The sequence below is a fragment of the Nostoc sp. 'Peltigera membranacea cyanobiont' 210A genome, from assembly GCF_002246015.1.
GTDB lineage: Bacteria > Cyanobacteriota > Cyanobacteriia > Cyanobacteriales > Nostocaceae > Nostoc.
This window is the reverse complement of sequence record NZ_NOLJ01000013.1, coordinates 110,349-125,355: the sequence shown is the minus strand read 5'-3', so window position 1 is coordinate 125,355 and position 15,007 is coordinate 110,349. Positions and strand designations below refer to the sequence as shown.

Sequence of the window (15,007 nt, the reverse complement as noted above, 5' to 3'; positions counted from 1 at the left end):
GGGTAAGATTTCTTCCCCATCCTCCCACACCTCCCACACCCCTTGGATTTCTCACTTGTGAGAAATCCAGGATGGGGGAAACCCCCAGACGCTCGCGGACTCGCTATCGCGCAGCGTTTCGTAGAGAAGACCGCGCTGGCTCCCCTTAAAAAAGGTGGGAATAAGAGTCTTAAAGTCCCCCAATTTATCGGGGGATTTAGGGGGATCTACAAGGGTTAGATGTATACAAAAAAACTTTTCAGACATCCTCTCAAAACTGCTATCCCTGTCCACAGTGGCAGGGATTTTATTTAGACTTTGAAAAGTATACAGGATTTTATTGGCTCAGTTTTTTGCTATCCGGCAAAAACAAGCTTATCTTATCTAGGTTTTCTCTATGTAAATACTCATAAACAAAGTTAAGGTATTGTAAGATTTTTAAATATTTGTAATTAACTCAAACTTCATATACTTATACTATACATCTCAATCCTTGATAAGACATTAAGGGCAAGCAGATAACTGTATGCTATGTCAATTGAGTGCTGATTGCAGCAGTTTGGGATAAGCAAGATTTATCAACACTGCAAACCCCTTTCAGAGAAGAACGTCTCTCTCTTGCCATCAGCCTGAAAAAGCTAGCAGTCTACTTACTATTATCAAGGAAGCTATGACTATGACCAAGCCTAATCGAGGAGTGCTTTTTTTGCAAGCTTTAGGACAGAGAAAACGGCTTCTGGAAGTAAAACATTCTTTTGTCACCACTAGCCTAAAGGAGCTAGCAAGACTCTACTATTATCAAGGACGCCATGACCAAGCTGAAGAATTGTTAGTGGAAGCTTTAGAACAGAAAAAACGGCTGCTGAAAAAAAAACATCCTTTTGTCGCCACCAGCCTGAACAACCTAGCAGTCTACTATTCTCAAGGACGCTATGACCAGGAGGAAGAGTTGTTAGTGGAAGCTTTAGGACAGAAAAAACGGCTACTGGGAGAAGAACATCCTTTTGTCACCACCAGCCTGAACAACCTAGCAGTCTACTATTCTCAAGGATGCGACCAGGAGGAAGAGTTGTTAGTGGAAGCTTTAGGAGAGAAAAAACGGCTGCTGGGAGAAGAACATCCTTCTATCGTCACCAGCCTGAACAACCTAGCGTCACTTTATGATTTTCAAAGACGCTACGACGAAGCCGAGCGGCTATATCTGCAAGCTTTAGCAGTGTTTAAACACCTGCTGGAGACTTATCCAGAATGTTAATTTAGTCTGAAGTTCCCGAAATGGAAAGATAGAGAAAACTTCTAATCCATGCAGGGGACTAGTCAAGCGGTATAGTCAGGTTCAGCCCCAATACTTCTCGGTTAAGCATTTTTAATTCGGAATCGGGTTTTGGGAAAAGGTTACTGGGTTTGGGGTAAAGGTTTTTTCTTGCCCTTTGCCCTTCCCCTTCTTCCCTTAACCGAGCAGTATTGGGTTCAGCCCTCTCTCTTCATACTTTTTTTGGGCAAAGGTATTGGCTTATAAACATTGGCTAAGTAGTTGGCTCAAAGCCATCACGGCTTTAAGAACACTGTATACAGATATTGCGTTGAGAGAGTTGATACTAAAGGCACTTACTCTCCCCAGTTCTGCACGACTGGCGGCAGCCAACCAAGAACTGGAGCGGGAAATCAGCGATGTCTACGACGAGCAACTCTTGGAGACGCCACGCGATCGCTTACTCAAGCAGGCAGAAATTGCGAAAAGCGAGATTCGTTACCGTGCCATTGTAGAAGATCAGACTGAAATGATTGCCCGATATTTACCAGACGGCAGACTCACGTTTTTCAACAAAGCTTTTGCGCTTTATTTTGGGCGATCGCCAGACGAACAGCTCGGCAACCGCGATCAACCGATTATCTTGGAGGCAGATCGGGAGCGAGTTGCTGAATTTGTAGCTTTAATTAGTGCTGATAATCCTGTTGTGATTATTGAGAATCGCGTGGTTGTGGCAGGTGAGGTGCGTTGGACTAAGTGGCATAACCGAATGATATTTGACGAGCAAGGATGCTTTCTGGAATTTCAATCGGTGGGATACGATATCACAGAATTCAAGCAAATTGAAGAAACACTTTTTGAAGAAAAAGAATTAGCCGAGGTGACGTTGCAATCGATCGGAGATGCAGTTCTTACCACAGATGCGTTTGGCAGGATTAAATACCTCAATCCGGTTGCAAAATCTCTGCTTGCATGTAGTGAAATATCCGCAGAAGGGTTGCTGTTAGAAGAAGTCTTTGGAATTGTGCATGAAACGACACGGGAGACAGTTCAGAACCCAATTCAGCAAGCGTTAAAGGAAAATCGAACTGTAAGTTTAGCAAAGCATACCGTCTTAATTAATCAGAATAATCAAGAACTTGCGATTCAAGATTCATCCGCGCCTATTCACAATCGTGAGGGAGAAATTATTGGCGCGGTTATGGTGTTTTGTGACGTGACTCAGAACCGCTTGCTTTCGCGTCAGCTATCCTGGCAGGCAAGTCATGATCCCTTAACCGGATTGGTGAATCGCCACGAGTTTGAGCAGCAGATTGAACAAGCATTGCATCTTGCCAAATTAGACTGCCAGATTCATGCGTTGTGCTATTTGGATCTCGATCACTTCAAAATTGTAAATGATACCTGTGGTCATCTGGCTGGAGACGAATTACTGCGTCAAATTACTATGCTATTGCAGCAGAGGATTCGGAAAACTGACACACTGGCACGCTTAGGGGGCGATGAATTTGGCGTATTGCTCAGTCAGTGTCTGCCGGAGCAAGCTTTACGAGTTGCCAATCAACTGCTTAAATGTGTTCAAGAGTTCCGGTTTGTTTGGCATGAGCAGGTATTCTCAATTGGAGTAAGTATCGGCTTGGTGGGTATTGACATGAATAGCGAGAGCCTTGCAGAAATTATCAGCATGGCTGATGCAGCTTGCTATACCGCGAAGAACCGGGGGCGCAATCGCGTGTACTTTGCTGAGACTGACGATCAGGAGCGACTGCAACAGCGCGGGGAGATGCAGTGGGCTAGCCGCATTTCTCATGCCTTGGAAAGTGATTGGTTTTGTCTCTATGTTCAACCCATTGCCTCTATCACTCCGGTGGCTCAAAACGGCGACTATTATGAAGTGCTGCTGCGGCTCCACGATGAGCAGGGAAATTTAGTGCTGCCGATGACGTTTATTCCAGCAGCAGAACGCTACGACTTGATGCACCTGATCGATCGATGGGTAATTCGGACTCTGTTCAGTAATTGGACAAGGGTTGTTGGCGATAAACAAAGCGTCTATGCGATTAACCTTTCTGGCTCTAGCATCAACGACGATCAGTTTATTGGCTTTCTGTATGAGCAGTTTACCCTACACTCCATCTTACCCCAGTGGATTTGCTTTGAAATTACCGAGACTGTGGCGATCGCTAACTTGAACAAAGCCAGACAGTTCATTCAGTCACTTCAACGGATGGGCTGTCGCTTTGCGTTGGACGATTTTGGCGTGGGGATGTCGTCGTTTGCTTATCTCAAGTCTCTGCCTGTAGATTACCTCAAAATTGACGGGAGCTTTATTCGTAACATTATCGAGAATCCTGTGGATAATGCGATCGTGACAGCAATCACACACATTAGCAGTGTGATGGGTATTAAGACGATTGCTGAGTTTGTAGAGAATGAGGCAATTTTAGAGCGAATTACGGCACTAGGAATTGATTACGCACAGGGATATGGCATTGGAATGCCTCGCCCATTGGGATCAATACTTGTCGGTTAAGGGGTAACAAGCTGACTATTCACATAATGGTCAATGTGTAAAGTGCGTAAGTCCTAGATCATAAATTAATTTTCCCAGCTTTTATCTGGATTTTTAACTGGCTGCTACTCAATTGCTATTCAAAACGGTAGCCTGGAAGAATCCAGCAACTTACACACATTGCATCATGTTACCTAAACCCAAAAAGCACTGGACTCCTTCAAATTGGGCAAGTTGGAAGCCTTTTGGCATTGGCGAACAGTACCCCAACAACTATTGGGAGGTATTTCGCGCGATTTGGTTGTCTCGTGACAAACTACCTTATGCGTGGAATATTCTTGATAAAGGTGTCTGCGATGGTTGCGCTCTCGGAACAACTGGGATGAAGGATTGGACTTTAGATGGTATCCATCTCTGCAATGTTCGGTTGCGGTTGTTGCAGATGAATACGATGCCAGCTTTTGACCCTGTGCTATTGGCGGATGTTTCGCAGTTGCAAAAGCAAAAAAGTGCCCAATTACGGGACTTGGGAAGACTTCCGTACCCGATGATTCGTCAACGTGGGGAAAAAGGCTTTCGCCGTGTGAGTTGGGATGAAGCTTTAGGGGTAATTAGCGATCGCATCCGCTCCACTACACCAGACCGTCTAAGTTTCTATGTTACCAGTCGCGGTACTGTCAACGAAACTTATTATGCTACCCAAAAAGCTGTGCGGGCAATGGGAAGCAATAATATTGATAACGCTGCCCGCATTTGCCATTCTCCCAGTACAGCAGGATTAAAAGCTGCTTTGGGTGCTGGGGCTACCACCTGTTCTTATAAAGACTGGATTGGTACTGATTTATTAGTCTTTATTGGCTCGAATGTTGCCAATAATCAGCCTGTCACCGTTAAGTATCTCCATTACGCCAAGAAAGCTGGCACTAGAATTGTAGTTATTAACACTTACCGCGAACCAGGAATGGAGCGCTACTGGGTTCCCTCAATTGTGGAAAGTGCCGTTTTCGGTACAAAGTTTGCCGAAGACTTCTTCTTAATCAACATGGGCGGGGATATAGCATTTTTAAATGGCACTATTAAACATATAATTGCTAACAATTGGGTAGACCAGTCATTTATAGATTTATACACAGATGGCTTTGCTGAACTCAAAGCATCGTTAGAAAGCCAATCTTGGGAAGAATTAGAGCGGCTTTCTGGAACATCCCGCGAGTCAATGCACGCTTTTGCCAAAATGGTCAAAGAAGCTAATAAAGCCGTATTTGTTTGGAGTATGGGCATTACTCAGCATGAATGCGGTGAAGATAACGTGCGAAGTATCATTAATCTAGCTCTTACCAAAGGTTTTGTCGGCCGGGAAGGTTGTGGTTTAATGCCAATTCGCGGTCACTCTGGGGTGCAAGGTGGTGCAGAGATGGGATGTTACGCGACAGTTTTTCCTGGTGGTAAACCTATTACCCCAGAAAATGCTGCCCAATTGAGTCAACATTGGGGCTTTGAACTGCCGCCAAGTAAAGGTTTAATTGCTCCAGAAATGATTAATGCCGCACATCAAGGAGAAATAGAAGTGTTGGTTTCTGTGGGCGGGAATTTTTTAGAAGTGCTACCAGAACCGGATTATGTGGAAGCGGCGCTGAAGAAAATACCCCTGCGGGTACATATAGATATTGTTCTCTCCAGCCAAATGTTGGTAGAACCTGCTGATACTGTGGTGCTGTTACCTGCGACGACTCGCTACGAAATACCAGGGGGAGTCACAGAAACTAACACTGAACGCCGGGTAATTTTCAGTCCAGAGATTCCGGGACCGCGGATTGGGGAAGCGCGTCCAGAGTGGGAAGTATTTTTAGAATTGGCAAGGCGGGTAAAACCAGATTTGGCAGATAAGCTGGCTTTTGCTGACACAGCTGCTATCCGTCAAGAAATTGCTCAAGTCGTCCCCCAATATGCTGGTATTCAACATTTACAGCAAGCTGGCGATCAGTTTCAATATGGTGGCTCACATTTATGCTTTGGCTGGAATTTCCCGACAGCCGATGGTAAAGCACACTTTGGCGTATTATTGCCACGCCAAAGAGAATTACCAGAAGGCTATTTTTTATTAGCAACCCGCCGAGGCAAACAATTTAATAGTATGGTGCAAGAACGCAAGGATGCAATTACTGGGGCGATGCGAGAGGCGGTGCTAATGAATGCTGCTGATGCAACAAAGTTAGGTTTAAAAGATAGCGATCGCGTCATTCTTAAGAATGATTTAGGCGAGTTGTTGTGTCAAGTCTACATTGCGCCAATTCAGTCAGGTAACTTGCAAGTACATTGGCCAGAAGGTAATGTGCTACTAGATAAAAGTAAGCGATCGCTCGAAGGTGTACCCGATTATAATGCGATCGTGCGGTTAGAAAAAATCTGAATCAAGTCTCATTTTTCCAGCTTTAAGATTTCCAACAGCATATCCATTAATTTGCATCAAGACTACCGCAAAGATGAGCATCTCTGCGGTAGTTCTAAATTAACGTCTATTAAAGTAGAGCAAAAGGAGCCAGGTTTAGCTTAATTTGCTACTTTCAGTTATCCCCAATTCTAAAAAACTATTGAGAGTTTTTGGACTTAACTAACCGAACGCTTGTACCACACTCAGCATGAAATTAACGCGTTGCTCAAACTCTAGATTTTTGATCAATGCGACAAATTCATCCGTTTCACCAGGTAGTTGATAGTCGGACGGCACTTGAATGACGCTTCCATTGTCCATTCCTTGTGCCAACAGTAGCCAAACGTCTAATTTGGCATTGGGACTTAGACTATTATAGGTTTGGCTTGCACCATTAATAATGTCCCGTTGTGCTTGCAGTTGCTCTTCTTTAGACAAGTCCTGTATTTGGTCGAACACTGCTTTAGCTATAGCTTCTACGCTTTCAGGAGGTGTCGGGTTTAGCTGCTCTTTAAGATCCAAGTAACCGAACCAAAGTAGGGCTAGCTGAGTATCTACATCAAAGTTTTGAAAAGTTTCTAAAGCTGGTTTTGTTGCTTCATCGGCTGTGTAAGTCATAAAAAACTCCAACTAAGTTAAGGTTATTTTGATTTCCTCAGTAAGTAACTGAGGAACTTTGCTTTCAGTACTTCATACAACTTAACGAACAAATCGAGATGGATAACCCTACTTAGGGTAGGGATAGGATCACTACATAAGACAGATATAAATAACTTAAGTTGCTAGTTACAAAAATGCCTGCTTCGATGTATATGAAAGCTAAGTAACGTCTGTGACTCTAAGCGATCGCTCCAAGGGGTTCCTGATTATAATGCATATAGTACGCTTAGAAAAGCAAACCTAATATTAAGGCTTTCCGACTGCTACGCTCAACTTAACATCACTCCAAAACTTGCAGCCATGTCTGTCGCCAAAGATTTTGAAACCCCAGAAGATGTTATATTTCCACCAGGGGATTTAGAAAGTAACGAACCACCATTGGAAACATACCTACATTTGCAGCAAATGCTGCTATTGATAAAATGTCTTGATTGGTGGTGGCGAGACCTCAATCGTATTAATGACTACTTTGCTGCCGGCAATATTAGCATTCATTACAGTCCACGCCAGCGTAAATCCGAAGACTTTCGGGGGCCAGATTTCTTTGTTGTTTTAAATACTGAACGTAAACTCCGTGATAGTTGGGTTGTTTGGGAAGAGGACGGCAAATATCCGAATTTGATTATAGAACTGCTTTCAAAATCAACCGCAGCGATTGACAAGGGCTTAAAAAAACAAATTTATCAAGATATCTTTCGCACTCCTGAATATTTCTGGTTTGACCCCAAGAATCTAGAATTTGCTGGGTTTATTTTGCTGGGAGGTACGTATCAACCTATAGAATCCAACCCACAAGGATTGTTGTGGAGTCAGCAGCTAAGTTTGTACTTGGGCGTTCATGAAAATCAATTACGCTATTTCAATGCGGAAGGACAGGTAATTCCTACACCTGAAGAAATTGCCCAGTGGGAAACGGAACACGCCGAACAAGAAAGACAACGTGCTGAACAAGAAAGACAACGTGCTGAACGCCTAGCAGCAAAACTGCGAGAATTGGGTGTTGACCCAGATACGATTTAAAGTATGTAGACTTGCTCTAAAAATTATGGAAGCTCAACCAAAGGAGATTAGGAATTATTTAACACATAACGACATAAATCCTTTTTTTGAGTGGTTTGACTCTTTGCGAGATAGAAAAGCAAAGGCTAAAATCAGAGCAAGGCTTGACCGAGTAGAAGCAGGTAATTTAGGTGATTGTAAATCAGTGGGAGATGGGGTTTTTGAACTGAGAATAGACTACAGTTCTGGCTATCGTGTTTACTTTGGGCAAGAAGGGTCAGCAATTATTATTCTTTTGTGCGGTGGTGATAAAAGTACTCAAGAAAAAGATATTAATAAAGCAAAAGAATATTGGGAAGATTATCGGAGTAGAGATGATGTCTAAAAGTGCAAGCTATCATGAAAAACTGATTGAAGACCTCAAAGATCCATTAGAAGCAGCAGCTTATATCGAAGTTGTTTTAGAAGAAGGCGACCCGAAAATGTTAAGTAAGGCGCTGAAAAATGTGATTGAGGCACAAGGTGGAATTGATAAACTTTCTGTACAAGTTAAGGAAGTTTATGACAAACTCGAACAGATATTAGCCGAGAAAGAAAAAATAGAATTTTATTGTCTGAGTGCTTTGCTGGATGCATTAGGGTTGCATTTGGCGGTAACAGTTAAGTTGAGATGAAACCTACAAGCATAATTACAAATAATTACTATCATTTATTCTCGACAACCTCTAAACCTGTCTTAGCTACTGATTTAAGATCAACATTTTGATTGTTTAGCAGCACTACTATAGTGGTATTCTCACTGGGTAAATATGCAAGCAATGTTGCGAAGCCATAAGCTATACCACTATGCCCAATTGCTTTTGCTAAAGGAGATGAAAAGCGTTCTACACCCAAACCGTAGCTATAGTCTGCGCCATTATCTTTAAATTTCAGCATTTCTTTCATCATCTTTGCCGAAAGTAAGGTTTTTTTGGCAAATAACGCTTTGGCGAACTTGGCCAAATCTTCTGCTGTTGAAACTAATCCACCATCTCCCAAACCATTGCCATCATTGACTTGGGCGTAGCTATCTAGCTTACCATCTTTATTGCGATCGCTATAACCTGTAGCTACTTCGCCAATTGTCGGTTCGCGCAATTCTGTGAAGGTATGTTTTAATCCCAATGGTTTTAAAATCTGACTGCGGATTGCTTGTGCGAGAGTTCCCCTAGTGATATTTTCAACAATCAGTTCCAAAAGAATATAGTTGCAATCAGTATAAATAAATTTTTCTCCGGGATTTGCCTGCGGTTCTTCTTGATACATATACTGAATAGCTTCTCTAGCTGTCCAAGGCTGTGAGCGACTTCTTTTCGCTGTAGCTTGAATAAATGCTTTTGTATCTAAGTATTCAGCAACACCACTAGTATGGTTGAGGAGTTGACGAACTGTAATTTTTTCGCTGTTGACAATATGAGGACTAATATCTGTTGGTAAATAGGTTGCGATCGCCCGATCTAATTGTACTTTCCCTTGTTCCACTAATTTCAGCACAACCACCGCCATAAAAGTTTTACTCATACTGGCAATAGAAAAGCCATCTGTGGGTTTCATCCTGGTTTTAGTTGACAAGTTATTGACACCAGATGCTCCCAGCCAAGAACCTTTAGGTGTAGTAATATACATTACCGCACCAGGGATTTTCTGTTCTACAACTATCTCATTTAAAAGTTTCTGTAATTGAGAGCTTTTTCCTACGGTGGAGGTAGAAATCACTTGTTTAGCAAGAGATTTTTCAATTACTCTCTGACTAATGTTATTAGCTACTAAATATCCTGTAAAACCAAGGGAAATTACAAAGATTATTGCAAATAAAATTTTGCTGAAAGCCAAAAGTTTTAGGTTCATTTCACTTACTAAACAGAAACCGAGGCAATCTAGCTCAACTGCACAAAGTACCTGGATTTCTCACTTGTGAGAAATCCAAGGGGAGGTGTGGGAGGTGTGGGAGGTGTGGGANGGTGTGGGAGGTGTGGGAGGATGGGGAAGAAGTCTTACCCCCCACACTCCCCACACTCCCCACACTCCTCTTCCCCTGAAGCCTACACTATGCGTGAGAAATCCGGGAGTAGTTGGTGAGCATCAACCTGACATCTGATATATAAATAGCATTACTTTGTTCCCAGATTAGGATCAAAATTTAAAGTCACCAACTCTCATAAATATGAAAATGCCAACTAAAAGCAAGACCAAAGCCACTGTCTGGGTTGTGGAAAATGGTAAAATGCGATCGCGTTTAGACCAACTCACCACTGAAGAACCTTTAGAAATTCGTCTTCTCCCTCTCCAGAAGACGGTAGCTGTTACTATGCGAACACCAGGGGCAGATTTTGAACTAGCTGTCGGTTTCCTCTACAGTGAAGGAGTCGTTAGCCGCAGAGAAGATATCCGACGTATTAGTTACTGCGTAGATGAATTGGTAGATGGTGAGCAGCGCCATAATATCGTAAATGTGGAACTGCGGGATGGGTTGATTCCAGATTTACAGCCTTTGGAGCGCCATTTCTACACTAGTAGCGCCTGTGGGGTGTGTGGTAAAGCTAGCCTTGAAGCTTTACGTCTGCGGGGATGTCCAGTGATTCCTTCTGGGCCAACGATAACACCTGAGATCATCTACAGCCTACCAGACAAACTCCGGGCTGCTCAAGGTATCTTCACTGCTACAGGGGGTTTGCACGCTGCGGCTATCTTCGATACTCAAGGTAATTTGTTAAATCTGTGGGAGGATGTTGGGCGACACAATGCTTTGGATAAATTGATTGGTACAGCTTTGCTCAGTAACCAGTTACCTTTAAATAATTGTATTATTCTGGTTAGCGGGCGCTCTAGTTTTGAGATTTTGCAAAAGTCTACAACTGCTGGGGTTCCTATTGTTTGTTCTGTTTCCGCTCCTAGTAGTTTGGCGGTATCCGTCGCCAAAGAATTTGGGATTACCTTAATTGGATTCCTGCGCGGTGAACGGTTCAATATTTACACTGGGTTACAAAGAATAAACGCTGCTTAAGAACACTTTTGTAGTGGCGTGGCGAGGCTAAATTGTTGTAAAAAAATTATCTATCACAAAGACGCGATAAATCGCCGTCTCTACAAAAGACTGATTATTGTAGAGACGGCGATTCATCGCGTCTCTTGCCTTAAACGAATAGTATTGCCAACACTCCGATAAATTTTGGGTTGAGCAACACGAAACCCAAACTACATCTACATCTAATGCATTATTTTAGCTGTGCCACGCCACTACGAAACAGAAAAGATATAGAGGGGTTTTCAATCCTGAATTTTAGCTGTCTTGAGCCAAGATATTGAACCGTTAATTGCGATGAACAAAAAAATTACATAAAGAAAAGCAACAAATTTAACTTCTTTAACGTAATACAACCAAATACCAATAACATCAACAATAATCCAGTAATACCAACTTTCAATCCTTTTTTGTACCATGAGCCACATAGCAGTAAAACTCATGATTGTTGTGAGTGCATCTAAATAAGGAAAAGAAGCTTTCTCTAGAAATATTGCAGGGAGTAACAGGTGAATTTTACTCATCAAAGCTCCCGTTGCGAATGAAACTGCTATTGTAATTGCTGCAATCAAAACAATTTTACGCGGTGGACTATATCTAACCTGTAAAACCTTACCAGTATCAGGTTCAGGTGTAATCCATCTCCACCAACCATACACACTAATAACTAAGTAATAGACTTGTTCTAACATATCCGCATACAAACGGATTTGATAAAAAAGTACCATGTATAGCAAGACGCTGACTATCCCAACAGGCCAAGTCAGAATCTTTCTCTGAGAAATTAGCCACACCGACCATAGAGAAAAAATCGTTCCCAAGAATTCTACATAACTCATGGGATATCCCATAAGATTGAAGGCGATAGTATTGATACTCCAAAATTCAATCACTTTAATACACTTTATAAAATAATTTTTTTGAGAAATAAATTTCCTAAATTGCTATACTTTTGGTAGGATGACACTACTTTTTTAACCAGAGTAATACGTGCATTTATATCGCCACAAATGCGAAAGAATGGAACTTTTCTAATAATTAAGTCGCTCTGAATCTGTCTTTGAAATATACTACGATTTGCCTCTCCAGAACGATCCCAGGTATCATCGTAAGGGATATCTGAATCACAAAGAAATACTAAATCGTAGCGCGACATGGCTTGATGGGCAAGTTCTGCTAACTCTGGGGCAACAGTTTTGTGGTAATACAAGGAGAATTGATAGGTTGTCAATGCATTAGTATCTGTAAATAAATACTGGTTTGCTTGCAATAATAAGGCTTCTTCACGTTCTAAATGCCCTTTGGCAATCTCCACAAGTTGCGAGAGCGAAAGTTGCCTATTAATTTGATATTTTTCCCAATACTCGCGCCCATACTCCGGCATCCATACTGTGTTAAACTCTTTAGCTAATTGTGATGCAATGGTGGTTTTACCAGTCGAAGGAGCGCCCAGAAAAACAATATTGGCGATCAGATCGCGGTACACATCAGGATGTAAATACTCTCGAAATTCGTAAGCGTCTCTTCTTACTTGCGTTCCAGAAATTGGAAAAGTTTGGCGATCGCAATCTACGAGCCGATTAACTGCCCCCAACGCCTGACTTACGTGTTCACCGTAAAATTCACTACAGTAAAAGTGGGTAATTTTTTGGGATTTTAATTGTTTCAGGATGTAATCTTCGTGCTTTTGCTTAATCTCAGGAGTATCACCAACCTCAGTTGGGCCATCCCACACTTCAATCACCTGAATTTGTGGATAAATTTGACGCAGCCAATTCGCTCGAACTGTTAAAGGAATAGCAGTCACTTCTGGACACTCATAAATCATCACAAGTACCTCATCCATCTCTGCTAAGGCTGTTTCAATCACTAATTGATGACCTTTATGGAGAGGCGCGTATTTACCTAGTGTGAGTCCGCATTTACCAGTCATAAGTTTTGACTTTTTATAGATACCTATTACTCTAAAAAAGAAGTAATCAATGGTCAGGAAATATTGATTACAAAAGAGTTTATGCCTGAAAAGGAAGCTCGTTCAGGAATTGCTAAGTTTTTTCTTGGTTCAAAAGAAGAGTATAGAAATCTCTTCAGTTTATCGATCTAGTACCGCAAGGCGGAATTAAAAATTAAAAATTAAAAATGAATACAGCATAATGGTTTCGTTGATTTGGAATGATTGGTTTATTTCCGCCGTGTTGTACTAGCTAAATCTTAGTTAAGGCAAGAGACGCGATAAAAACGCCGTCTCTACAATCATTAGTCTTTTGTAGAGACGGCGATTTATCGCGTCTTTCTGATGATTTATCGCGTCTTTGTGATGATTTATCGCATCTTTAGCGATACTAGAATTCAGATGAGATCATTAGCTAATTTAGTCCATTAGATGCTGCTGTACTTGTGAAACTAGTTCATTTGTCCAGTAGTTGGTGAGTTCGGCATTGGCTGCTTCCACCATTACTCTGATGACTGGTTCTGTGCCAGAGGCGCGAACCAAAATTCTGCCGGAATCGCCCATTGCAGCTTCAGCAAGAGCGATCGCTTGTTGCACAGGTTGGCAATCTTGCCATCCCAAACGGCGATCGCGATCGACAACGCGCACGTTGCGCAACAATTGTGGATAGGTTTGGAAACTTCGATCTACTAATTCGCTCAAGGGAACACCCGCCTCTCTCACCAAAGATGCTATGTGTAATGCTGTTAACAAGCCATCTCCAGTTACGGCATAATGACGGCAAAGAATATGACCTGATTGTTCGCCACCTAACATTGCTCCAGTCCGCTGCATTTCGGCTTGCACGTATTGATCGCCAACTGCGGTACGAATTAAGTTACCACCAATTTGCTGCCAAGCTTTCTCAAAGCCTAAGTTGGCCATGACTGTAGATACAATCAGGTTGTCTGGCAATTGTTGGTTTTGTTGTAAGTGCCGTCCCCACAGATAGAGAATGTAATCGCCGTTAACTTGTCTGCCTGTATTGTCTACTGCTAAGACGCGATCGGCATCGCCATCGAAGCCAAAGCCGATGTCGGCATTGTGTTCTTGTACGGTTGCTGCCAGAATGTCTAGGTGCGTGGAACCACAGTTAACATTAATGCGATCGCCATCTGCCTCGTTATGCAAGCAGATTACCTCTGCCCCCATTTCTGTAAATACTGATGGTGCTAACCCAACTGCGGCTCCCCATGCCAAGTCTAAAACAATCTTCATTCCCTGAAGATTTAGGGCACCATTCAAGGGTTTTTTCAACGCCGAGCTATAATCTTCCACTAACTCGAAACGTGAGTAATGCCGTCCGCAATTACTGACTCTAGCGATCGGTGATATTTTGCCACGCAGTCCCGCTTCAATTTCTGTCTGCAATATTTGCGGTAACTTCCCACCATTGCCACCAAAAACCTTAATCCCATTGTCTTCTGGGGGATTGTGGCTGGCAGAAATCATCACTCCGCCAATGGCATCAGTGACGCTGGTGAGATAGGCAACGCAAGGAGTGGGACATAATCCCAAATACCAAACCTCTAACCCCGCTGCTGTTAACCCTGCACTCAAAGCCATTGCCAGCATATCACTGGAGTTTCTAGAATCCTGTCCGAGAATCACTGGCCCTACTTGAGTAGCATGATTACGTAAAACAATCCCCGTCCAAAAACCAACTTGCAATGCTAGAGGCGCACTCAGTAATTCTCCCACTCGCCCGCGAATCCCATCTGTGCCAAATAAGGGATTTGCCGGTAGTGGGATTAAATTCAGTCCAAAACTGCTCTCAATCCCTTTGCCCAATCCCTCAACTTCAGAAGTAGAACCCCCAGAAATGCCCGATGTCCGAGTTATAGATGAAACCATATTTTTAAACACTCCACACAATCACACTGAAAAATAAATAGCACTTAAGACTTTATTCAGCAATTTTGACATGCTTTTTCTCTTTATAAATTCATTCTAGATCGAGCCATCTTTACGTAATAATACTGAATTTTTCTTTCTGAGATTGTAAATCTTTGATAAAGTCAGTATTGGTTTTTACGTTATTAGTAAAGTCTCCACATCTTAGCTAATTATTCCTTTTATGCCGACAATTTTCGTTTTGATTTTTATCTGTATTAGTTCACACT

General features: G+C 42.3%; 12 protein-coding genes. 7 read left to right on the top strand and 5 right to left on the bottom strand.

The genetic code is table 11. The features are described from left to right. Positions 1–655: 655 nt before the first annotated feature. The 3 genes from CDG76_RS31830 (at position 656) to CDG76_RS31820 (ending at position 6,153) form a co-directional block, all read left to right on the top strand. The gene (locus CDG76_RS31830) at positions 656–1,234 is read left to right on the top strand and encodes a tetratricopeptide repeat protein (RefSeq protein ID WP_223265475.1); all 579 of its coding nucleotides are present in this window, start codon (positions 656–658) and stop codon (positions 1,232–1,234) included. Between the two features lie 253 nt (positions 1,235–1,487). Continuing rightward, complete coding sequence (locus CDG76_RS31825; protein ID WP_094352830.1) at positions 1,488–3,764, top strand: EAL domain-containing protein; 2,277 nt, start codon at positions 1,488–1,490, stop codon at positions 3,762–3,764. Between the two features lie 166 nt (positions 3,765–3,930). After that, complete coding sequence (locus tag CDG76_RS31820) at positions 3,931–6,153, top strand: FdhF/YdeP family oxidoreductase (protein ID WP_094352829.1); 2,223 nt, start codon at positions 3,931–3,933, stop codon at positions 6,151–6,153. Positions 6,154–6,354: 201 nt separating this feature from the next. Here CDG76_RS31820 and CDG76_RS31815 read toward each other — a convergent pair whose 3' ends face one another. Then, positions 6,355–6,792 (bottom strand): orange carotenoid protein N-terminal domain-containing protein, encoded by a 438-nt coding sequence (locus CDG76_RS31815; protein WP_094352828.1) that lies wholly within the window; start codon positions 6,790–6,792, stop codon positions 6,355–6,357. 342 nt (positions 6,793–7,134) lie between these two features. On the opposite strand from CDG76_RS31815, the gene CDG76_RS31810 reads away from it, so the two are divergent. The 3 genes from CDG76_RS31810 to CDG76_RS31800 are packed head-to-tail and all read left to right on the top strand — an operon-like array spanning position 7,135 to position 8,507. Then, the gene (locus CDG76_RS31810) at positions 7,135–7,854 is read left to right on the top strand and encodes a Uma2 family endonuclease (protein WP_094352827.1); all 720 of its coding nucleotides are present in this window, start codon (positions 7,135–7,137) and stop codon (positions 7,852–7,854) included. A 25-nt stretch (positions 7,855–7,879) separates the two neighbouring features. Then, positions 7,880–8,218, top strand: a complete 339-nt coding sequence (locus CDG76_RS31805) for a type II toxin-antitoxin system RelE/ParE family toxin (protein ID WP_094352826.1) — start codon at positions 7,880–7,882, stop codon at positions 8,216–8,218. Then, positions 8,211–8,507 carry a helix-turn-helix domain-containing transcriptional regulator gene (locus tag CDG76_RS31800; RefSeq protein ID WP_094352825.1) on the top strand — a complete coding sequence of 99 codons (297 nt, stop codon included), beginning with the start codon at positions 8,211–8,213 and terminating at the stop codon, positions 8,505–8,507. The genes CDG76_RS31805 and CDG76_RS31800 overlap by 8 nt, the downstream gene beginning before the upstream one ends. A 31-nt stretch (positions 8,508–8,538) precedes the next feature. On the opposite strand, the gene CDG76_RS31795 is transcribed toward CDG76_RS31800, so the two are convergent. Then, complete coding sequence (locus CDG76_RS31795) at positions 8,539–9,720, bottom strand: serine hydrolase domain-containing protein (RefSeq protein ID WP_094352824.1); 1,182 nt, start codon at positions 9,718–9,720, stop codon at positions 8,539–8,541. A gap of 316 nt (positions 9,721–10,036) precedes the next feature. On the opposite strand from CDG76_RS31795, the gene fdhD reads away from it, so the two are divergent. Beyond that, positions 10,037–10,876: a formate dehydrogenase accessory sulfurtransferase FdhD gene (fdhD, locus tag CDG76_RS31790; RefSeq protein WP_094352823.1), complete on the top strand. Its 840-nt coding sequence runs from the start codon at positions 10,037–10,039 to the stop codon at positions 10,874–10,876. A gap of 263 nt (positions 10,877–11,139) precedes the next feature. Here fdhD and pnuC read toward each other — a convergent pair whose 3' ends face one another. The 3 genes from pnuC to glmM all read right to left on the bottom strand — a co-directional run bounded on the left by pnuC (position 11,140) and on the right by glmM (position 14,738). After that, the gene (gene pnuC / locus CDG76_RS31785) at positions 11,140–11,733 is read right to left on the bottom strand and encodes a nicotinamide riboside transporter PnuC (protein ID WP_094352942.1); all 594 of its coding nucleotides are present in this window, start codon (positions 11,731–11,733) and stop codon (positions 11,140–11,142) included. A gap of 65 nt (positions 11,734–11,798) precedes the next feature. Next, positions 11,799–12,827, bottom strand: coding sequence for an AAA family ATPase (locus CDG76_RS31780; RefSeq protein WP_094352822.1), 1,029 nt, complete (start codon positions 12,825–12,827; stop codon positions 11,799–11,801). Between the two features lie 438 nt (positions 12,828–13,265). Then, on the bottom strand, positions 13,266–14,738 hold the full coding sequence (gene glmM / locus CDG76_RS31775) for a phosphoglucosamine mutase (RefSeq protein ID WP_094352821.1): 1,473 nt from the start codon (positions 14,736–14,738) through the stop codon (positions 13,266–13,268). Positions 14,739–15,007 lie beyond the last annotated feature (269 nt).